Source organism: Brevundimonas sp. (assembly GCF_031412435.1).
Lineage (GTDB): Bacteria > Pseudomonadota > Alphaproteobacteria > Caulobacterales > Caulobacteraceae > Brevundimonas.
On the sequence record NZ_JANODA010000012.1, the window covers coordinates 14,554 to 33,538 of the forward strand.

An 18,985-nucleotide genomic window follows, 5' to 3' on the forward strand; every position below is an offset into this window, starting at 1 on the left:
CATGTCCCACACCCTCGACGCCGCCACCGCCGCCCGCTTCGCCCGGGCAGCGCTCGGTCATGTGACGAAGGAGTATCCGAACAAGCTGGATCACGTCCTGAACGGGCCCGAGGACGCGCTGGGTCCGCGCGCCCTGCACCCGATCTTCTTTGGCAGTTTCGACTGGCACTCCTGCGTCCACGGCTGGTGGACCCTGTTCACCCTGCGTCGCCTGCACCCGGACATGGCCGAGGCCGCAGCTATCGCCGGCCTCGCGGATGACCTGTTCACGCCCGCAAACGTCGCCGACGAGGTCGCCTATCTGGCCAAACCCTCCAGTCGCGGCTTCGAACGCCCCTATGGCTGGGGTTGGCTGTTGAGGCTTCAGGCCGAGCTCGATCGACACCCCGACCCGCGCGGCCGCGTCTGGGCCGATGCCCTGCGCCCTCTGGCCGAGGCCTTCTCCGACCGGTTCAAGGCCTTTCTGCCGATCTCGACCTATCCGGTGCGGACGGGGACCCACTACAACACAGCCTTCGCCCTGAGGCTGGCGCTGGACTACGCCGAAAGCGCCGGCGACACCGGGTTGGCGGATCTCTGCCGCTCCGCCGCCGTGCGCTGGTATTCCGCCGACCGCGACTGTCAGGCCTGGGAGCCGTCGCAGGACGAGTTCCTGTCGCCGACCCTCATGGTGGGCGAACTGATGCGTCGCGTGAACGGCGAAAACGGCTTCGGATCCTGGTTCGATCTCTATCTTCCACGGCTCGATCAGCGCGAGCCTGCGACCCTGTTCGCCCCCGCCACGGTCAGCGACCGGTCGGACGGCAAGATCGCCCATCTGGACGGTCTGAACCTGAGCCGGGCCTGGTGCTGGCGAGGCATAGCCTCGGCTTTGGCGCCAGACGACCCGCGCCGCGTCGTCGCGCTGACGGCGGCCAAGGATCACCTCGACGCCGCCCTGCCTCATGTGACCGGCGACTATATGGGCGAGCACTGGCTGGCGAGTTTTGCCTTGTTGGCGATTTTGACGCCCGCCGACTGATCGGTTTGACGTCCCCGGCGGCCGCCGTCGGCGCCGCGTTCCGGACAAAAGAAAGGGGCGGCCGATACGCTCGGCCGCCCCGGACTTTTTAGCTTTGACGCGCCTTAGAAGCGGGCGGTCAGGCCGACGTAGTAGCGACGGCCCAGCAGGTCGTAGGTCGACGGGTCGGTGTTGGACGCGACCGACGGCGAGTAGACCGGGGCCAGCTCGTCGGTGACGTTGTTGACACCGGCGCGCAGGGCGATGGCGTCGTTCACGTTCCACGAGGCGTTCAGGTCGAAGTAGTGGATGCCGTCGATGACATTGGCGCGGTTGTTGAAGTTTTCAACCGAGCCCTGGTAGCGCCAGCGCATGCCGACGCCGAACGCACCGTTGTTCCAGTTGACCGAGGTCAGGGACTTCCACTCGGGCAGTGTCAGGCCGAACGAGTTCGAGATCGTGCCAGTGCGCTCCGTGAAGACGGCGCCCGGCAGGTCCTGACGTTCCCAGTTCTCAAGCCAGGTGCCCGTGACGTTGAGGGACAGTTGACCCCAGTCCGGAGCACCGAGGTCGGCGAGCGCTGCGCGCCAGTCGATCTGGAAGTCCACGCCCGAGGTGCGCAGGGTGCCGAGGTTGGAGTTGGTCTCGAACGTGTTGGTCAGCTGACCCGTGCCCGGATCGCGCTGGAACAGCAGGCAGTAGGTGTTCGTGGGCGAGTAGGTCGGGTTCGAAGCGCCGTCGAAGTTGTAGCAGCGACGGAGTTGTTCGGTGACCGACACGGTGCCGACCACGTCCTCGATCTCGATCTTGTAGTAGTCCAGCGAGCCGGACAGGTTCGAGAGCCAGGGGTTGGAGAACGGCGACTGCCACACGATGCCGCCCGTGACCGAGTCAGCGGTTTCCTCGAACAGGTTCGGGTTACCGCCGGTCAGGCCCTGGGTCTGCTGGTTCGGGAAGGTGTAGGTGGCGATGATCTGGGTCGGAACGCCCTGCGCGATGCAGAGGGTCTGGACCGAGGCCGCACCGGCGGCGCCCGGAGCGCGATAGGCGCCGCGGATGTCGCAGGGGTCACCCGAGAACTGACGGGCGCCGGCGGTCGAGACCGGGGTGCCGACGTTCGGGAAGTTCACGTTCTGCGGGCCGAACAGCTCGCCGATCGACGGTGCGCGCACGGCGCGCTGGACGCCGCCGCGAACACGCAGGCCGTCCACGATTTCCCAGTTCAGGTCCGCCTTGTAGGAGTCGACCTTGCCCACCGAGTCATAGCTGGAGACGCGGTAGCCGAGGTTGGTCTCCAGGCTGCGGATGAAGGGCAGATCGGCCAGCAGCGGGATCAGGATTTCGCCGTAGCCTTCATAGACCTGGTCCGAACCCGACAGCGACTGACCGGCGTTGAAGCCTGCGTTGTCGAACTGGTTGGTCAGGGCGCCCGAAGCGGTCGGGAGCAGGGCCGTGGCCGAGAGGCCCGAGTCGGCGACGAAGCGGTAGTCCTGTTCGCGGAAGCTGCCGCCCAGGGCGACGCGGACTTCACCGGCCGGCAGGTCGAACATGCCGCCCTGCAGGTTGACTTCGAAGACGCGCTGGTCGGTGACCGTCGTGTTCTTCGACAGACGACCGATGTAGGCCGCGCACGCCGCGCTCAGGGCCGATTCGCCGAACGGGTTGAAGCCGCCGGCGCAGAGCGATGCGCCGCCGTCAGCCGCGTCCAGCAGACGCTGGACCGCCGAACGCGAGACGTTGCCCGACTGGGTCGTGACGTTGTCGACACGGCCGTAGGACAGATAGGCGTCGTAGGTCCAGTCGCGGGTTCCCGCCAGGTCGCCGCGGATGCCCGTGGTGATCTGGTAGACGGAGTAGGATTCCGCACCCTGGCGCGGGCCGAGAGCGTTGAAACGCTTGTTCAGCTGGAAGTTGGCGGTCGGGTTCGGACGGCTGTTCAGAACGGAGCGCAGTTCGGCCGAGATGAACGGGTTGGTGGTCGGAACCCGGAAGCCCGTGCCCGTCGCGGCGGGCGTGGCGGCCAGGACGTTGGCGGTGTCGTACTGCGAGAACAGGAACTCGGTGTAGACTTCCGCGGCCGGGTTGATCTCGTAGCTGGCCGACGCGAACGCATTGTAACGCGTCTGCGGCAGGATCATGTAGTTCAGGCCGGCCGTGGTGTAGATGAAGTCGGTCTGCTGCAGCGGGCCCGGGGTCCGGAAGCCTTCATAGTCGCTGCCGCCCGGGCTGATGAAGTCGCGCGCGCCCTGGTAGGCGAACAGCGTGCCGTTGTTGTTGAAGCCGAAGGTGTGGCTGGGCAGGGCGCCCGTGATCGCGGCCGTGACAGCGGCGGCGCTGGGCAGGTTGGTGCCTTCGAAGACGGTCGAACCCAGCGGCGAGGCGCCCGAGAATCCGCCGATCGAGGAGAACTCGCGGTCACGGTTGAAGATGAGCTCGCGGTTCGAGTAGCCCAGCGACAGAACGGCGTGGCCACGACCATCTGCGACGTCGCCGCCGACGGTCAGGCTGACCGAGTCGGTGCCGGCGTCGTTACGGTCGGATTCGCCGTACTGGAAGTCCAGCTGGACGCCTTCGAAGTCGTTGTTGAGCAGGAAGTTCAGCACGCCGGCCACGGCGTCCGAGCCGTAGGTCGACGAGGCGCCGCCCGTGATCGTCTCGATGCTCGAGATCAGGGCGGTCGGCAGGATGTTCAGGTCGACAACCGAAGAGGCGTTGGACGGAACGACGCGACGGCCGTTCATCAGGACCAGGGTGCGACCGACGCCGAGACCGCGCAGCTGCACGTTGGCCTGACCACCGGCCGAGGGGTTGTTCGACGAGGCGTTCGCGGCGGGCGTGAACTGCGGCAGGTCGTTGATCAGGGTGTCGATGTTGACCGAACCCGTCGCCTGGAAGTCTTCCTGCGAAACGGTCACGATCGGCGAGTTTGCGACATAGTCCTGACGGACGATGCGCGAACCCGTGACGACGATGTCGTCAACGGAGTCGTCTTCCTGGGCGTCCTGCGCCATGGCGGGCGCGGCCATCAGAGAAGCAGCGGCGACCATGGCCGCGCCGGCGAACATCGAGGTGCCGAGAAGTCGGCGGCGATAGGTGGTGTCGGTCAAAGGGGCTTCTCCATGAGCAGTTTGTTTTCAGGTCGGACCTTTGGCCCGCCCGTCCCGGACTCGCGCGGACGCAGATCTGGAACTTGGCGAAAGCGTTACCGCACCCCGGGGATCGGTCAATGCGGATGGCCAAATCGCGACGCTTTCGTGAAAGAATGTCACATTCAGACCACGCACCCGCCTCATTGCCGCAGTGACGAAAATATCGCGTAAGAAGCCGGTGACCGCGCTTCTTGAGGAGACCGACCATGAGCAAGAGATTCTCGTTTCCGCGACTGTCAGGCATGGCCTTGGCTGCGGCGGCTTTCGCCGCTCCCATGGCCGGCCATGCGCAGGACACAGCGCCCGCCAGACCCGCGCTGCTTGAGGGTCTTCTGTCCTGCCGGGCGATCACGGCGACCGATGCGCGGCTGGCCTGCTTCGATGCTGCAGCAGCCGCGTTCGACACCGCTGAACAGCAGGGCGAGGTCACAGTGATCGACCGCGTCCAGGCCCGCGAAACCCGCACCCGGCTGTTCGGCCTGGATCTCGACACGGCCGACCTGTTCGGACGCCTGCGACAGGATGACCCGGTCGACGCGATCGAGACGACCCTGACCAGCGGACGACAGGATGGCCGGGGCCAGTGGACCTTCGTTCTGGCCGACGGTTCGACCTGGCGCCAAATCGACATGGAGCGGGTCACCGCGCGGGTCGCGCCCGGCGCCTCGGTGCGCATCCGTCAGGGTGCGGTAGGCAGTTATCTGCTGAGCGTGGGCGGGGCCCGGTCCGTTCGCGCTCGTCGTGAGCGCTGAGCGCGCCGCAAAAGCCGTGAAGCCTCATGGTCCCGAATCGGCAGCGCGCCTTCAGACCCTGAGACAGACGGTCGCGGCCCGTCCCGCGAGCGCCGTGGCTGAGCACAACCTGGCCGCCGCTCTCGGGGACATGGGAGATGCAGAAGGGGCCCTGGCGGCTGTCCAACGCGCCTTCGCCAAGGGCGGCGACGCGCCCGAGACCTGGCTGGTGTTCGCCCGCGCCCTGGTGTCGTCGAGCCGACTGACGGAGGCCGAAGAGGCCCTGCGCCAGACCCTGATGCGGCGCCCGGACTATGCTGACGCCCTGCGTGACCAGGCCCAGCTGATCTGGATGCAGAGCGGGGACGTTCATGCGGCTCTGGCGGCGATCGACGCCCGGATCCAGCTCGCGCCGACCGCGGCGCTGGTCGGCCTGCGCGCAGGCATCGTGCGAGACATCGTAGGCGACGAGGCTGCCTATCAGGGGCTGGCCCCGTGGCTGAATGGATCCCACCCTTCCTTTCTTGATTCGAGAGCTTCGGTCGCCGCTTCGGGCTTCGATCCGGCTCTGGCGCTGAAGCACGCCGAGGCTGCTGCAGCGGCCGCGCCGGGCGATGCCGAGGCGCGGGTGGCGCGGCTGGCGGCCCTGATGGCCTGCGGTCGATCCGGCGACGCTCTGCCGGAGCTTGACGGGCATCTGGCGGCCGCGCCGGACGATCAGTACGCCCTGGCGCTGCGCTACGCCGCCTGGCGGGTGGTCGGCGACCGGCGCGCCCTGTCCGCGGAGGACTATCGCCGGCTGACCGCCCCGTTCGATTTGGCCACGCCTGCCGGTCAGGGCCGCGAATCCTGGCTGGCCAGGGCCGCGGCCGGTCTGCGCGGTTTGCATCCCTTCCAGGCTCAGCCGTTCGGCCAGTCGATCCGCTCGGGCGCGCAGGCGGCGCTCGATCCGCGTTTCGCCGGCGATCCGGCCATTGACGCCATCTTCGACGCCCTGATCGACCCCATCGAGCGGTTCATCGGCGCCATGGCCGGCGGGGACGACCCGATGAGCCGCCGTGCGGGCGGGGGCTTCGAGATCATCGGCGCCTGGTCCGTGCGGCTGAAGGCCGGCGGCCGCCACAGCGATCACATCCATCCCAGGGGCTGGGTGTCGTCGGCCCTCTATGTCGAGACGCCGGAGCCCTCGCCGGATCAGCCCCGGGCGGGCTGGTTGCGGTTCGGGGCCTGTCGGCTGGGCGTCGGGCTGGAATTGCCGCCCGAACACTGGATCGAGCCGAAGCCGGGCCGCGTGGCTCTGTTCCCGTCATGGATGTGGCACGGCACCGAGCCGTTCACCGGCGGCGGAGAGCGGCTGACCGTGGCGTTCGACGTCCAGCCCCGCTAGCGGTGGCTGGTGACGGCTGGCTGAGAAAAGTCAGACGGCCGTAGCGCGCCCGGTCACGAGCCACCAACCACCATCCCCCCCTTAAATGGGCATCCGCATGATTTCCTGATACGCCGAGATGACCTGATCGCGCACCGCGATGACGGTCTGCAGCGAGGCCTCGGCGCTGGAAATCGAGGTGACCACGTCGATCATCGAGCCCTGACCCTGGACTGCCTGGGTCATGTTGGCCTCGGCCACGCGGGTCTGCTGGGTCATGTCGCCCATGACGTTGGACAGCAGTTGCGAAAACTCGGGCCCGCCCGCGACTGCGGCGCCGGCCGTCGCTCCGCCGGTCCCCTGCGCCTGAGCGTAGGCGCGTGCCGCCATCAGCGGGTTCATCGACATCGGTCAGGCCCTATCGTTTCAGGATATCGAGGGTGCGGCTTTCCATCGACCGCGCCGTCTCGATGACGTTCAGGTTGGCTTCGTAGGCCCGCTGCGCCTCGCGCATGTCCATGGCCTCGATCAGGGTGTCGACGTTGGGCCGCAGGACATAGCCCTCGCCGTCGGCCGCCGGATGGGTCGGGTCGTACTCGCGGCGGAAGTCGCTCTGGTCCGGCCGCACCTCGGCCAGGGACACGCCGGTCGCCCCGTCGATGCCACGCGCCTCGAACACCGGGATCTGGCGACGATAGGGGTTGCCCCCTGCCGTCGGGGCGGTCGAATCGGCGTTGGCGATGTTCTCGGCGATGATCCGCATGCGCGACTGCTGGGCCGTCAGGGCGGAGGCTGCGACCGCCATGGCGCTGTTGCGCGGCGCGCCGTTGCGGCCGTTGATGGGGTCGGTCACGCGGCGCTTCCCTTACGGCTCATCGACCCGGGACCTTGGCCGCGAGGCCGATCATGGCCATCGACTTGGTGTAGAGGCCGATCGCGGCGTCATAGGCCATGCGGCTCTCGGCCATCTTCAGCATCTGCTCCTCGACCACCACCGCATTGCCGTCCAGCGTGGTTTCGGAATCCGGCGAGGCCTGCGAGGTGAAACGGGCCGCAGGCGCGCCGTTCGGGCCGCCGATGGGCATATGTCCGGCCGAGGTCTGGACCATGCGCAGCCCCCCCCCGTCCCGCAGAGCGGCGGCGAAGTCGGTCGGCGCCCTCAGGTCGCGGCCCACGTAGCCCGGCGTATCGGAGTTGGCGACGTTCTGGGCGATCAGACGCTGGCGCTCGTCCAGCCAGGTCATGCGGCCCTTGATCTGGCTCAGAAGTGGGATGTCGGCGACGCCCATCGGGATCGTCCTCGTTCGCGATAGGCATAAAATGCCGCCTGCATGGTTAACGAGGCCTTATCTAAACGAGCCATTAACCACGTTGGTTAAAGGTCCTCGCGTCTGCCGGGGCCCTTCCAGAATGAACTTCCTCGATCTCGCGCGCGCCATCTTCGGCCTCGCCTTCACCCTGGGCCTGATCGGCCTGGCGGCCTGGGCCGCGCGTCGCTATGCGCCGCAGCTCATGGCGAAGCTGAACGCCGAGCGCGGCGAGCGGCGGCTGAAGGTCGTCGAGACCCTGGTGCTGGATCCCGCCCGCCGTCTGGTCCTGGTCAGGATCGACGACGAGGAGCGGCTGCTCCTGCTGGGCGAGGGTCGCGAGCTGATCGAGCCCAGGGGCGTCGAGAAATGAGCCCCCCCGTCGCCGCCCCTGACCGCCGGGCGAGGGAGAAGCTCTTCGCCATGCCCACCCGCGCGGAGTTCCTGAACGCGCTCAAGCTTTCCGCGATCACCACCCTCCTCTGCCTGCTGTGGCCGCTCGCCGCCTTCGCCCAGGATGCGGCCGCCGCCGGAGGCGCGGGCGCGGCGATCAACGTGGATCTGGGCACCGGCGCCGGCCTGACCGAGCGGGTCGTCCAGCTGGTCGGCCTGATGACCGTCCTGTCGCTGGCGCCGTCGATCGTGATCATGACCACCAGCTTCGTGCGCATAATCGTGGTGCTCAGCCTGCTGCGCACGGCCCTGGGCATGCAGCAGTCGCCGCCGAACGCCGTCCTGGTGTCTCTCGCCCTCTTTCTGAGCGCCATCGTGATGGCTCCGACGTGGCAGGACGCCTATGATTCGGGCATCCGACCCCTGATGGATCAGCAGATGGAGTTGCCTCAGGCCTTCGATCTGGCGTCGGAACCTGTGAAGACTTTCATGCTCGCCCAGGTGGACCAGGGGGACCTCGCCCTGTTCACCCGACTGAGCCGGATCGAGGCCCCGACGACGGCTGCGGAACTTCCCCTCCGGGTCATCGTGCCAAGCTTCATGATCTCGGAGCTGAAGAAAGCCTTCGAAATCGGATTTCTCCTTTTCGTTCCGTTCCTTGTGATCGATCTCGTGGTCGCGAGCGTGCTCATGTCCATGGGGATGATGATGCTGCCGCCAGTGGTGATTTCACTCCCGTTCAAGCTGATCTTTTTCGTGCTCGTCGACGGCTGGAGACTGGTTGCGGGAAGCCTGGTCGAGAGCTTCCGACAGGCGTCCGGGGCGGGCTAGGTTCCCACCCTCAAAGGCTTTGCGAGCCATTGGCGCTTGCCAAGTCGCCCAAAAGGCGTGTTGATCCCCCCGTCGTCGCCCGGAATCACGGGCGAGCTTTTCGGGAAACGACCCATAATGACCACTCAAGCTGAACTCATCGCCGCCGTCGCCAAGGACGCGGGCGTTTCGCAGGCCGACGCCGGCCGCGTGCTGGAAGCCATCGTCAAGAACATCCACTCGTCGCTGACCGGCGGCGGCGATGTCCGCATCTCCAACCTGGGCGTTTTCGACACGGCCGCCCGCGCCGCCCGCGAAGGCCGCAACCCGGCGACGGGCGCGACCATCAAGATCGCCGCCTCCAAGGCCGTGCGCTTCCGCGTGTCGAAGCCGCTCAAGGATGCGGTCAACAAGTAAGACTGCAGGCCGTTAGCCGCCCGCGGGAGCCGCGGCGGCTGGAGCACTCGGACGGGCGGGCGTCGCGGCAGCGCGATTCCCGCCCGTTCTTTCTCTGAGCTGGGTCTTCATCTGGTTGACCCAGCCGGTGAAGGTGTCGGCGCCGGCGGTCAATCCGGCGAAGTCCTGGGCGTTGGCCGCCCCCTCCATCCCATCCAGACCGTCGAGCGCGATCCTCAGCGCCGCCCCCGATCGCGCCCGGTCCTTGAACGGCGCATAGTTCCGCGACAGTCGCGACAGAGCGCCTGTGTCGCGCGCCAGTGAATAACCGACGCCGGCCCGGATCACACGGCTCTCCTCGTCCGGCGTCAGGGCTGCGGCCGTATTTGCATGGCGATCGCCCAGTCGCGCTTCATAGAGCGCCGCCGCCCCCGCCCAGTTTTCCTGCTTCCAGAAGATGTCTGCCCGAACCTGTTGCGCCTCGGCGCTGCGGTCGTCGTCGAGCGTTTCCAGAGCATGGTCGTAGCGGCCCAGATCCATCAGGGCTCGGGCCTCCAGCGCCCTGCGTTCCGCATTCAAGGCGGTCGGCAGAAGCGTTGTGCGCGACGACCACAGGGCCTGCAGAGCCGGCTCCGGCTGGCGATCCATCAGCAGGACCGTGGCCAGGGTCGTCGCGACCTGGGCCTTGGCCACGCCCTCGAGGCGGTTATCCACCTGGTATTTCAGCAGTTCGGCGGCCTGGTCGAGCAGGTCGACGTCGACCAGACGACGGGCCAGACGGCGCACCATCTCGTCCCCGTCGGCGCCCACGGGCGTAAGGTCTCGGAAGTCGTAGAACAGGGCCAGGGCCTGCACCGGCTGAAGCCCGTCGGCGGCGCCGTCGAGGAAGAGGGCGCGGAAGGCGTTGGACAGGTCGGCCTGCAGCTCCACCGCCCCAGGCAGGTCGCCCAGCCGCTTACCGGCGCCGCGCAGCGTATCCAGCGCCTCCCGATAGCGGCCCTGCGACAGATACAGGCCGCCCAAGGTGCGGATCACCGACAGTTCGGTCGCGTCGCCGCGCCAGCGCCACTTCAGCTGCTCGAGCTGGGCCGCGGCGGCCGTCGGCGTCATCGTGCCCTTGGCCAGCTCGATGCGGATCACGCCCAGCTTCGCCGGGGTCGCGATCCCGTCCAGCGGCGCGCGGCCGACAGCCTTGTAGACGGCCAGCGCGCGGTCGGTGGCGCCTTCCAGTTCGAACAACCGCGCCTGCACGAGGCGGGCCGTCAGCTGATCGGCGGCAGGCGCGTCCTGCGAGAAGCTGTAGGCCAGCAAAGACTTTGCGGCGTTCAGGTCGCCGGTCTCCAGCGCCGCCATGGCATGGGCCGCGCCGAACCGTGCGCGCCAGACCGGCGGGAAGCCGTCGATGGCGGCCGCCCCACCCGCGAAGGACCGCCGCGCCTCTTCCCAGTCGCCCTGTTCGGCGGCCAGCCAGCCCTGCCAGACCTTGGTCGAGGGGTCGCCGGCGAGCGCGCCCGACGAGAAGTCCAGCGTCGCCTCTTCCAGCCGTCCGATGGAGGCGCGCGCGGCGCCGCGCAGGCCGCGCAGCTCCGGCTCGCCCTGCAGGGACGGAGTCTCGGCGAACATCGAGTTGACCACGCCGATGGCCTCGAACCCCAGACCGGATCCGACCAGGAAACGCGTCAGGGCCAGCCGCGCCTCGATCGGCGCCCGCGGATTGTCGGAGGCGGCGATGGATTCCTGCGCCGCCGCGTCCTGAAGTTTGCGATAGCGGGAAGAGAAGCCCTCCTCGCCCGGATCGGCCCATTCGGAGAGGATCAGGGCCGGAAACTCGGCCTTTCGCGGCGCATGGTCTTCGGGCGGCGCGGCCGCCTCGAGCGCCATCGACGGCGGCGACAAGGTCAGTCCGCCGGGCCGTGTCAGGGTGACCAGATCGCCCTCGGCCTTGATCGACAGGTCATCGGTCGGGGTCTCGACCGCCAGGCCCTGGGCCGTCGGCAACAGGGTCAGGTCGACCGTGCGGCGCTCGTCGGCGAACCCCTTGCCGGGCGCCAGGGCCGTGACGGCCGCGAACCGGTCGCCGACCATCGGGTCGGTCAACCAGACGGTCCTGGTCGCCCCGGCCATGTTTGCGACCAGGCTGGCCTCGGCCGTGTCGTCGCGATCGACCTGGACACTCTGCGTCGCCGCGGTCGGGCCGCCGATAACGATCCTCCAGGTCGCGCCCTCCCCGACCGCCGAGACCGCGAGGCCTGCCGGGGCGGAAATGCGGACGGCGGTATAGTCGGGCCCCACGGCCCAGCGCGCCTCGCCGGCGGGACCGAGGTCGCGCGCCTTCGACATGTCCATGCGGGCGGCGGTGTCGAACACGACCCAGACCGCGTCCCCGCGGCGGAAGACGGCGGCCCCGACAGGCGCGCCCCAGCCGAAGGACAGGCTGACCTGTTCGGCGGTCTTCGTCGCCACGACCGGCACCGCGCCGCTCGCGGGCACGGCGGCGCCCGCGGGGGCAGCGGGCGCTGCTCCTGCGGGATAGAGGTTCAGCCACACCGCGCCGTCGTCGGTGCCGGTGCGGGCGTCCGCCCCCTCGGCCAGGGTGATGACCAGTTCGGTGGCGTCCAGCGCCGCGCGCGTCTCGACCTTCTCCACTCCGGGCGGCGGATCGACCTTCAGCCGGCTGACGTCCGGGGCGGCGGTCGAGCCGATCCGCACGACGACGACCTGACCGTCCCGGCGTACTCGCGAGCGCGATCCGACGATCCCCGCGAACTCGACCCGGGTGAAGCCGTCATTGGCGCCGACGCGGATGGTGATGGGGTCCAGGGCGGCTGCAGCCTCCTGGGCGAAGGCGGGGAGGACGGCGCCTGCGATCGGGGCGAGCGCGATCGTCCCGGCGGCGCCGAGAGCCGCCGTGGTTCGTCCGATCGCGGTGCTGGTGCGCGGGCCTGCCATTCGCGCGCACACTCGCGTGATCGCCCTTTAGGCGCGGTTAACGGGGTGTGACGATCCGGCTTTTGACCGGGTGGGATGCGGCGTGTGAGGCTGACCCGTTCGGAGGAGGAATCCATGTCGCTCAACGCACTTGTCGCCGTCGTCCTGCTTCAGGCCGCTCCCGTCGATCCGGCGCAGCTGGCGGGTGCGTGGACGGTGGATCTCAGCGTCGACCCCGCCCAGCCCTACACTCGCCCGATGCATCTGACCCTGGCCGAGGACGGGACGGTAACCGGCGACTTCTACCAGTCGGATATCGAGGCGGGCCGCTGGCGCCGGCAGAATGGTCGGCTGTGCGTCGTCTTCCGCACCAGCGACGGCGTCGGCCCCTACCACACCTCCGCCTGCCTCGAGGGCGACCATGTCGTCGGCCAGACCTGGGCCGAGCATCGTGATTTCATCTTCCTGTGGAACGCCGCGCGCCCGACGGAGTAATCAACGGCGACGATCCGTCGCCTTGAGTACGGGTCCTGTCGCACCCATCTGCGAGGGGTCAGGAGCCACCATGACCACCCCTCACGAACCCGCCTATCCCCGCCTGTCGACTCTTTCGACCGGTCTGCGCTGCCGATGCCCGCGCTGTGGCGAGGGGCCTCTGCTCAAGGGCTACCTGACCATCCGCCCGTCATGCCCGGCCTGTGGTCTCGACTACGGTTTCGCCGAACCCGCCGACGGCCCGGCCTTCTTCGCCATGTCGGCCATCGGCATCCTCGGCATGATGGCCTTCATGGCCTTCGAGTTCACGATCCACCCGCCGATCTGGGTCCATTTCGCCCTTACCTTCCCCCTGATCGCAGCGGCCTGTCTGCTGGTCCTGCGCCCCTTCAAGGGTTGGCTGGTCTCCGAACAATACGTCCACAAGGCCGCCCCTCCCGAGTGGGAGAGCATCGGCGGCCACGGCGAAGGGTCGAAGTGGCGGTAGCGGGCTAAGAGGCTGGCGACCCCGGAGGGACTCGAACCCCCGACCTCTGCTTTAGGAAAGCCTTGCTCTATCCGGCTGAGCTACGGGGCCACGTGGGCTGTCCCTAGCGGGTTGGGCCCCGCTCCGTAAACCCGTCGAGCGTCAGTCGCCGCGCCCTGCCGAAATCTGTTTGTGGTTAATCGGTCTTAAGATACAATATCTTGGGGTGAACAAATCCCGAATCTGGCCATGTCGCCGATTCGGTCATGATTCGTTTCGCGCCTGTTCCACCACATTGTCGTCCGCCGTTAAGCGCCGCCCTCCCTCGGCGCCCGCCCCCGCGTTGACGACTTAGTTTTGATATGAAACGGTCTTCTCCTCCCGGGAGGTCGTCATGTCGTCCAAACCGTCCTGTCTGATCGTCGGCGCCGGAGACGGGGTCGGAGCGGCCATCGCCCGCGCTTTCTCCCGCGAGGGTCTGGCCGTCTGCGTCACCCGCCGCCCCCGTCATCTGGATCAGCTTGAAGCGCTCGCCGCCTCCATCCGCGCCGACGGCGGTCGGGCCCACGCCTTTGGCGTCGACGCCCGGAACGAGGCCGAGATGATCGCCCTGTTCGACCGGATCGAGGCCGAGGTCGGTCCGCTGCAGGTCGTGGTGTTCAACATCGGCGCGAACGTCCGCTTCCCGGTCCTCGAGACCACGGCCCAGGTCTATTCCAAGGTCTGGGAGATGGCGGCCCTGGCCGGCTTCTTCACGGGACGCGAGGCGGCCCGCGTCATGGGGCCGCGCGGCAAGGGCTCGATCCTGTTCACCGGCGCCACCGCCTCGACCCGGGGCGGGGCGGGCTTCTCCGCCTTCGCCGGGGCCAAGGCGGCCCTGCGCCAGCTGGCCCAGAGCCTCGCCCGCGAGCTGGGACCACAGGGCCTCCACGTCGCCCACGTCGTGGTGGACGGCATGATCGATGGGACCTTCGCCCGCTCCATCGCCCCCGACATACAGACCCTGCTGGACGAGGATGCAATCCTCAAGCCCGAGGAGATCGCGAAGAACTACGTCTGGCTGCACAATCAGCAACGCAGCGCCTGGACGTTCGAACTGGATCTGCGCCCTTGGAAGGAAAACTGGTGACCCAATCCTCGCCTGGAAAGACCATCGACTTCATCTTCGATTTCGCCAGCCTGAACGCCTACCTCGCCGAGCGCGCCCTGCCGGAGCTGGTCGGGCGGACCGGAGCGACGGTCAACGTCATCCCCTGCCTGCTGGGCGGGATCTTCAAGGCCACAGGCAACCAGGCGCCGTTCAGCGCCTACGCCGGGATCAGGGGCAAGCTTGACTACGAAATGCTGGAGATCCGCCGCTTCGTCGCGGCCCACGGGATCACCGGTTTCCAGATGAACCCCCACTTCCCGGTCAACAGCCTGCTGGCCATGCGGGGCCTGTGCGCCTGCGCGCCCGGCGACGAGTTCGACCGCTATCTGGACGCGGTCCTCGCCGGCTTCTGGGAGCGCGGCCTGCCGATGGGGGACCCGTCCGTGCTCGCCTCGGTCCTGACCGAGGCCGGCCTCGACGCCGAACGGCTGATCGCCCTGGCCCAGACCGATGCGGTCAAGGCGAAACTGGCCGACAACACCGCCGCCGCCGTCGAACGCGGCGCCTTCGGAGCCCCCACCTTCTTCGTCGGCGACGAGATGTTCTTCGGCAAGGAACGGCTGGGTCAGATCGAGGTGCTGCTGACTTAATCCTCCCCCGTTGGGGGAGGTGGCGCGGAGCGGCTTCGCGACGTGACGGAGGGGGCTCGCCGCAAACAGGGTGTCCGGGGTTGGCCCCCTCCACCGCTTCGCGGTCCCCCTCCCCCGACGGGGGAGGACTTTGCAGTCCCGCTTGAGGAACCCTGACCGAATCGCCACCTTATCCAGACCATGAGTGACCGCGCCACCGGCCAAGCTCCCTCCCGCGTCGTCGCGGTGTTGGGGCCCACCAATACCGGCAAGACCCATCTGGCGGTCGAGCGGATGCTGGGCCACGCCTCGGGCATGATCGGCCTGCCGCTGCGCCTGCTGGCGCGCGAGATCTACGAGCGGATCGTCAAGCAGAGGGGCGCCAATGCCGTCGCCCTGATCACCGGCGAGGAAAAGATCATCCCGCCCCGACCCCATTTCTGGGTCTGCACCGTCGAGGCCATGCCGCTGGAGCGCGAGGTCGAGTTCCTCGCCATCGACGAGATCCAGCTGGCCGCGGATCCGGAGCGCGGCCACGTCTTCACCCAGCGCCTGCTGCACGCCCGGGGCCGGTTCGAGACCATGTTCCTTGGGGCCGCGACCATGGCGCCCCTGATGCGGCGGCTGATCCCCGATCTGGAGATCGTGACCCGCGAGCGGCTGTCGAACCTGACCTGGGCCGGGTCAAAAAAGCTGACCCGCCTGCCCCGCCGCAGCGCCATCGTCGCCTTCTCGACCGAGCAGGTCTACGCCATCGCCGAACTGATCCGGCGCCAGCGCGGGGGCGCCGCCGTGGTCATGGGCTCGCTCAGCCCACGCACCCGTAACGCCCAGGTCGGCCTGTTCCAGTCGGGCGAGGTCGATTTCCTCGTCGCTACCGACGCCATCGGCATGGGTCTGAACATGGACGTCGACCATGTCGCCTTCGCCGGGATGCGCAAGTTCGACGGCCGCCGCACCCGCTGGCTCCACGCCCACGAGATCGCCCAGATCGCCGGACGCGCCGGCCGCCACATCCGCGACGGCACGTTCGGGGTCACCGGGGAAGCCGAGGAGCTGGACGAGGATCTGGTCGAACAGGTGGTCGAGCACCGGTTCGATCCGGTCCAGGCGATCGAGTGGCGCAACGCCCGGCTCGACTTCGACACCCTGCCTGACCTGCTGCGCTCTCTGGTCCAGACGCCGAACGTCCACGGCCTGAAACTGACGGGTCAGGCGCTGGACGAGACCCTGCTCCGCCGCGCCATGCAGGACGACGAGGTCAAGCGCATCGGCCGCTCGCGCGGGACCATCATGCGTCTGTGGGAGGCCTGCCAGCTGCCCGACTTCCAGAAGACCACGATCGAGGAGCACGTCCGCCTGTCGCGCGACGTCTTCCACGCCCTGACCGGCAAGCGCGGCCGGCTGACCGACGACTGGTTCGCCCCCCGATTCGCCGAGGTCGACCGCGACGACGGCCAGATCGACCAGCTCTCGGCCCGGCTCGCGGGCGTGCGCACCCTGTCCTACATCGCCAACCGGCCGGACTGGCTAGAGGGCAACAAGGGCTGGCGCGACCGCACGCGCGCGCTCGAGGACCGCCTGTCCGACGTCCTGCACGATCGCCTGACCGCCCGTTTCGTCGACCGCAAGACCACCGCCCTGATGCGCTCGCTGCACGACCGCGAGGATACGATGGCCGAGGTCGCCGACGACGGCGTGGTCACTGTGGACGGCGAGGCCGTCGGCCATCTCGAGGGTGTCCGGTTCGCCGTCGCCTCCGGGGGCTCGGCCCTGGCCGACCGCACCCTGAAGACCGCCGCCCTGCGCGCCGTCGGGCCGGAGATCGCGCGCCGCCTGGGCAAACTGACGAGCGACGGCGACGATGCCTTCTCTGTCACCCCGGACGGCGATGTCCTGTGGTCCGGCGCTCTGGCCGGGAAGATCATCAACACCGAACCCTTCAGCCCCCGCGTCCGCCTGATCGGAGATCTGGGGCCGCAGGCTGCGCGCGACCGGGCCCAGCGCCGCATCGAGGCCTGGCTGGCGTCCGAGGCGGGCCGGGCTCTGCGCGACCTGCGTCGCCTCAAACAGGCAGTGGAATCCGGCGCCCTGAAGGGCCTCCCACGCGGCATCGCCTTCCGCCTGCTGGAGGCCGGCGGCGTCATCGACCGGCGCGACGTCGAGCGCGATCTCGCCGCCCTGAGCCAAGTCGAGCGCCGGACAATCAAGACCTTCGCCATCCGCGTCGGGACCCATTCCGTCTGGCTGCCCGGCGTCCTGAAGCCGCGCGGCCGCCTCCTGTCCCAGGCCTTCGCCGCCCCCGAGTCCTTCCGCGCCAGGACCGAGGGCCTGACTCTCCTCCCCCTCCCAACGCCGTCGCCCCGCGCCCTCTCCGCCTTCGGCGTGCGCGCCGCCGGCCGCTGGGCCGTTCCGGTCGAGGATCTGGAACGCGCCTCAGACCTGCGCCGGGAGAACAAGGGCGCCCTTTCCGACGACGCCCTCAAATCGCTTGGCTGGACCGCCGGCGACGCCAAGGTCATCTGGACCGCCCTCAAGACCGTCCGCGCCCGGATGCCTGACCGCGAGGGCAAACCGGTCGTCGCCCGACCGGATTCGCCCTTCGCCAAACTGGCCGAGCTGACAGCTCCCGCCCAGCCGGCGCGCCGTAAACGGCCGAGGCGGAAGACGGCCCCGTCTTGATCGCGCGTGACGAATGCCCGGTATGCGGTCCCGGCCTGCCGATTGGCGGTGTTTGCGGTTCAAGGCCCGTAATTTTGGCGGTTTCCCGTTTCCGCAATGACGGCATTCGACCCGGATTTTCCGGTTCGGCAATGACGGCCTTTCGCCGCCGATGACCACCGACAGCGTCCGCGTCGATATCTGGCTGTGGCGCGCCCGGTTCGCCAAGACCCGCGGTCTGGCCGCCGATCTGGTCGAGCGGGGCGCTGTACGACTCACCCATCACGGCAAACAGACCCGGCTCGACAAGCCCAGCCGCTGTGTCCACCCCGGGGACGAACTGACCTTCGCCCTGAACGGCCGGGTGACAGCCGTGCGGATCGAGGCGCTGGGCGAACGGCGCGGACCTCCGGCGGAGGCCCGCGCCCTCTATCTTCCCCTCGGGGACGACCTCGCCTCAAGCAGCGAGGGACCGCGTCCCGAGAGGTAGGCGTCTTCAAGCCTACTGCTTGACGAACTCGCCTTCGATGTGGAGTTCGACCTCGTCGCCGATGGCGGGCAGGCCGTAGCTCATGCCGAAGTCCGAACGACGGATCGTCGTCTCGCCGTCGAAACCGACCTTGTAGGTATTGCCCATCGACGGACCGGCCTGATTGAACTGGACCTCCAGCGTCACCGGGCGGGTCACGCCATGCAGGGTCAGGTCGCCGATCACGTCGGCCTCGGTCTGGTCCTCGCGGTCAACCACGATCGACTTCGCGACGAAGGTCGCGGTCGGGAACTCGGCCGTATTGAAGAAGTCCGGAGTCTGCAGGTGGGCTTTCAGCCCGTCGTCGTTCGGGGCCACGTCGGCCAGCGGCACGGTGGCCGTCAGGGTCGAGGCCGACGGATTGGCTGGATCCAGCGTCAGGTCGGCGGAGACGTTGATGAACTGGCCGACGTAGGTCGAGAAGCCAAGGTGATTGACCTTCCAGGTGATCTTTCCGTGGCCCGGATCAAGCTTGTAGGTCCCGGCCTGGACCTCGGCGGGCACGCGGGTCGCGGCGGTCTGGGCGGTGACGACCCCGCCGACAAGGCTGAGCACCAGGGCTCCGGCGACGGCGGTGCGGGCGAGCAGGCGGCGGTTCAGCATGGATGGACTCCGAATGATCAGGGATGGCGACCGCTTAACTGCAATCGTCACTGATGCAAATAAGCCGTCTTGCCGCAGAAACAAGCGATAGCGCCCCCGGATCTTCGCTCTGGTTGACAGCGGACCATCGCGGGGTCATCTGCCGGGCCTCTCCCGCCCTTCTCAAATGCCGATTACCGCCCGCCCATGACCTACATCGTCACCGACGCCTGCGTGAAATGTAAGTTCATGGACTGCGTCGAGGTCTGTCCGGTCGACTGCTTCTACGAGGGCGAGAATATGCTCGTCATTAACCCCAGTGAGTGCATCGATTGCGGAGTCTGCGAACCTGAATGCCCCGCAGAAGCGATTTTGCCTGATACCGAAAGCGGTCTGGAACAATGGCTTGAATTGAACGCCACTTACAGCGCCGAATGGCCGAATATCACTTCA

Annotated in this window: 19 protein-coding genes and 1 tRNA gene; 13 read left to right on the forward strand and 7 right to left on the reverse strand. The window is 68.3% G+C overall.

Annotation, left to right across the window (positions count from 1 at the left end):
• The first annotated feature begins 1 nt into the window (after position 1).
• A complete protein-coding gene (locus RMO01_RS02535; RefSeq protein ID WP_309627480.1) occupies positions 2–1,021 on the forward strand; it encodes a DUF2891 domain-containing protein in 1,020 nt (339 codons plus the stop codon).
• Between the two features lie 104 nt (positions 1,022–1,125).
• Here RMO01_RS02535 and RMO01_RS02540 read toward each other — a convergent pair whose 3' ends face one another.
• Complete coding sequence (locus RMO01_RS02540; protein ID WP_409013032.1) at positions 1,126–4,065, reverse strand: TonB-dependent receptor domain-containing protein; 2,940 nt, start codon at positions 4,063–4,065, stop codon at positions 1,126–1,128.
• A gap of 290 nt (positions 4,066–4,355) precedes the next feature.
• Between RMO01_RS02540 and RMO01_RS02545 the strand changes: the two genes are divergently transcribed.
• Together RMO01_RS02545 and RMO01_RS02550 are read left to right on the forward strand one after the other, a co-directional pair.
• The gene (locus RMO01_RS02545; RefSeq protein ID WP_309627482.1) at positions 4,356–4,901 is read left to right on the forward strand and encodes a hypothetical protein; all 546 of its coding nucleotides are present in this window, start codon (positions 4,356–4,358) and stop codon (positions 4,899–4,901) included.
• Positions 4,902–4,995: 94 nt separating this feature from the next.
• Complete coding sequence (locus tag RMO01_RS02550) at positions 4,996–6,267, forward strand: putative 2OG-Fe(II) oxygenase (RefSeq protein ID WP_309627483.1); 1,272 nt, start codon at positions 4,996–4,998, stop codon at positions 6,265–6,267.
• Between the two features lie 81 nt (positions 6,268–6,348).
• On the opposite strand, the gene RMO01_RS02555 is transcribed toward RMO01_RS02550, so the two are convergent.
• From RMO01_RS02555 to RMO01_RS02565, 3 genes are all read right to left on the reverse strand, one after another.
• Positions 6,349–6,648, reverse strand: a complete 300-nt coding sequence (locus tag RMO01_RS02555) for a flagellar hook-basal body complex protein FliE (RefSeq protein ID WP_309627495.1) — start codon at positions 6,646–6,648, stop codon at positions 6,349–6,351.
• 16 nt (positions 6,649–6,664) lie between these two features.
• On the reverse strand, positions 6,665–7,051 hold the full coding sequence (gene flgC, locus RMO01_RS02560) for a flagellar basal body rod protein FlgC (protein WP_309627496.1): 387 nt from the start codon (positions 7,049–7,051) through the stop codon (positions 6,665–6,667).
• A gap of 67 nt (positions 7,052–7,118) precedes the next feature.
• On the reverse strand, positions 7,119–7,535 hold the full coding sequence (locus RMO01_RS02565; RefSeq protein WP_309627484.1) for a flagellar biosynthesis protein FlgB: 417 nt from the start codon (positions 7,533–7,535) through the stop codon (positions 7,119–7,121).
• Between the two features lie 121 nt (positions 7,536–7,656).
• On the opposite strand from RMO01_RS02565, the gene RMO01_RS02570 reads away from it, so the two are divergent.
• From RMO01_RS02570 to RMO01_RS02580, 3 genes are all read left to right on the forward strand, one after another.
• Positions 7,657–7,926 (forward strand): flagellar biosynthetic protein FliO, encoded by a 270-nt coding sequence (locus RMO01_RS02570; protein ID WP_309627485.1) that lies wholly within the window; start codon positions 7,657–7,659, stop codon positions 7,924–7,926.
• Positions 7,927–7,976: 50 nt separating this feature from the next.
• On the forward strand, positions 7,977–8,777 hold the full coding sequence (fliP, locus tag RMO01_RS02575; RefSeq protein WP_309627497.1) for a flagellar type III secretion system pore protein FliP: 801 nt from the start codon (positions 7,977–7,979) through the stop codon (positions 8,775–8,777).
• Positions 8,778–8,894: 117 nt separating this feature from the next.
• Entirely contained in the window at positions 8,895–9,173 is a 279-nt protein-coding gene (locus tag RMO01_RS02580; protein WP_298162342.1) for an HU family DNA-binding protein, read from the forward strand.
• A 12-nt stretch (positions 9,174–9,185) separates the two neighbouring features.
• Here RMO01_RS02580 and RMO01_RS02585 read toward each other — a convergent pair whose 3' ends face one another.
• The gene (locus RMO01_RS02585; protein WP_309627486.1) at positions 9,186–12,101 is read right to left on the reverse strand and encodes a hypothetical protein; all 2,916 of its coding nucleotides are present in this window, start codon (positions 12,099–12,101) and stop codon (positions 9,186–9,188) included.
• 114 nt (positions 12,102–12,215) lie between these two features.
• Here RMO01_RS02585 and RMO01_RS02590 point away from each other — a divergent pair, with 114 nt between their 5' ends.
• On the forward strand, positions 12,216–12,575 hold the full coding sequence (locus RMO01_RS02590) for a hypothetical protein (protein ID WP_309627487.1): 360 nt from the start codon (positions 12,216–12,218) through the stop codon (positions 12,573–12,575).
• Positions 12,576–12,645: 70 nt separating this feature from the next.
• A complete protein-coding gene (locus tag RMO01_RS02595) occupies positions 12,646–13,062 on the forward strand; it encodes a DUF983 domain-containing protein (protein WP_309627488.1) in 417 nt (138 codons plus the stop codon).
• A gap of 13 nt (positions 13,063–13,075) precedes the next feature.
• Here RMO01_RS02595 and RMO01_RS02600 read toward each other — a convergent pair.
• Positions 13,076–13,152, reverse strand: a tRNA-Arg gene (locus tag RMO01_RS02600).
• A 283-nt stretch (positions 13,153–13,435) separates the two neighbouring features.
• On the opposite strand from RMO01_RS02600, the gene RMO01_RS02605 reads away from it, so the two are divergent.
• The 4 genes from RMO01_RS02605 (at position 13,436) to RMO01_RS02625 (ending at position 17,911) form a co-directional block, all read left to right on the forward strand.
• A complete protein-coding gene (locus RMO01_RS02605) occupies positions 13,436–14,170 on the forward strand; it encodes an SDR family NAD(P)-dependent oxidoreductase (RefSeq protein ID WP_309627489.1) in 735 nt (244 codons plus the stop codon).
• Positions 14,167–14,781 (forward strand): 2-hydroxychromene-2-carboxylate isomerase, encoded by a 615-nt coding sequence (locus RMO01_RS02610; RefSeq protein WP_309627490.1) that lies wholly within the window; start codon positions 14,167–14,169, stop codon positions 14,779–14,781. The genes RMO01_RS02605 and RMO01_RS02610 overlap by 4 nt, the downstream gene beginning before the upstream one ends.
• Before the next feature lie 180 nt (positions 14,782–14,961).
• Positions 14,962–17,442 (forward strand): helicase-related protein, encoded by a 2,481-nt coding sequence (locus RMO01_RS02620; protein ID WP_309627491.1) that lies wholly within the window; start codon positions 14,962–14,964, stop codon positions 17,440–17,442.
• Between the two features lie 151 nt (positions 17,443–17,593).
• Positions 17,594–17,911, forward strand: coding sequence for an RNA-binding S4 domain-containing protein (locus tag RMO01_RS02625; RefSeq protein ID WP_309627492.1), 318 nt, complete (start codon positions 17,594–17,596; stop codon positions 17,909–17,911).
• A 12-nt stretch (positions 17,912–17,923) separates the two neighbouring features.
• On the opposite strand, the gene RMO01_RS02630 is transcribed toward RMO01_RS02625, so the two are convergent.
• Complete coding sequence (locus RMO01_RS02630; protein WP_309627493.1) at positions 17,924–18,553, reverse strand: YceI family protein; 630 nt, start codon at positions 18,551–18,553, stop codon at positions 17,924–17,926.
• A 186-nt stretch (positions 18,554–18,739) separates the two neighbouring features.
• Here RMO01_RS02630 and fdxA point away from each other — a divergent pair.
• Positions 18,740–18,985 (forward strand): ferredoxin FdxA (gene fdxA, locus RMO01_RS02635; protein WP_309627494.1); only part of this gene is annotated, 246 nt, incomplete at its 3' end.

Excerpts from the sequence above, each read along its gene's own strand:
- RMO01_RS02540 (WP_409013032.1), bottom strand. The coding sequence starts at position 4,065 with ATGTTCGCCGGCGCGGCCATGGTCGCCGCTGCTTCTCTGATGGCCGCG.
- RMO01_RS02620 (WP_309627491.1), top strand. The coding sequence starts at position 14,962 with ATGAGTGACCGCGCCACCGGCCAAGCTCCCTCCCGCGTCGTCGCGGTG.
- RMO01_RS02630 (WP_309627493.1), bottom strand. The coding sequence starts at position 18,553 with ATGCTGAACCGCCGCCTGCTCGCCCGCACCGCCGTCGCCGGAGCCCTG.
- RMO01_RS02605 (WP_309627489.1), top strand. The coding sequence starts at position 13,436 with ATGTCGTCCAAACCGTCCTGTCTGATCGTCGGCGCCGGAGACGGGGTC.
- RMO01_RS02580 (WP_298162342.1), top strand. The coding sequence starts at position 8,895 with ATGACCACTCAAGCTGAACTCATCGCCGCCGTCGCCAAGGACGCGGGC.
- RMO01_RS02535 (WP_309627480.1), top strand. The coding sequence starts at position 2 with ATGTCCCACACCCTCGACGCCGCCACCGCCGCCCGCTTCGCCCGGGCA.
- RMO01_RS02555 (WP_309627495.1), bottom strand. The coding sequence starts at position 6,648 with ATGAACCCGCTGATGGCGGCACGCGCCTACGCTCAGGCGCAGGGGACC.
- fliP (WP_309627497.1), top strand. The coding sequence starts at position 7,977 with ATGCCCACCCGCGCGGAGTTCCTGAACGCGCTCAAGCTTTCCGCGATC.
- flgC (WP_309627496.1), bottom strand. The coding sequence starts at position 7,051 with ATGGCGGTCGCAGCCTCCGCCCTGACGGCCCAGCAGTCGCGCATGCGG.
- RMO01_RS02545 (WP_309627482.1), top strand. The coding sequence starts at position 4,356 with ATGAGCAAGAGATTCTCGTTTCCGCGACTGTCAGGCATGGCCTTGGCT.
- RMO01_RS02565 (WP_309627484.1), bottom strand. The coding sequence starts at position 7,535 with ATGGGCGTCGCCGACATCCCACTTCTGAGCCAGATCAAGGGCCGCATG.
- RMO01_RS02590 (WP_309627487.1), top strand. The coding sequence starts at position 12,216 with ATGTCGCTCAACGCACTTGTCGCCGTCGTCCTGCTTCAGGCCGCTCCC.
- RMO01_RS02625 (WP_309627492.1), top strand. The coding sequence starts at position 17,594 with ATGACCACCGACAGCGTCCGCGTCGATATCTGGCTGTGGCGCGCCCGG.
- RMO01_RS02595 (WP_309627488.1), top strand. The coding sequence starts at position 12,646 with ATGACCACCCCTCACGAACCCGCCTATCCCCGCCTGTCGACTCTTTCG.
- RMO01_RS02585 (WP_309627486.1), bottom strand. The coding sequence starts at position 12,101 with ATGGCAGGCCCGCGCACCAGCACCGCGATCGGACGAACCACGGCGGCT.
- RMO01_RS02570 (WP_309627485.1), top strand. The coding sequence starts at position 7,657 with ATGAACTTCCTCGATCTCGCGCGCGCCATCTTCGGCCTCGCCTTCACC.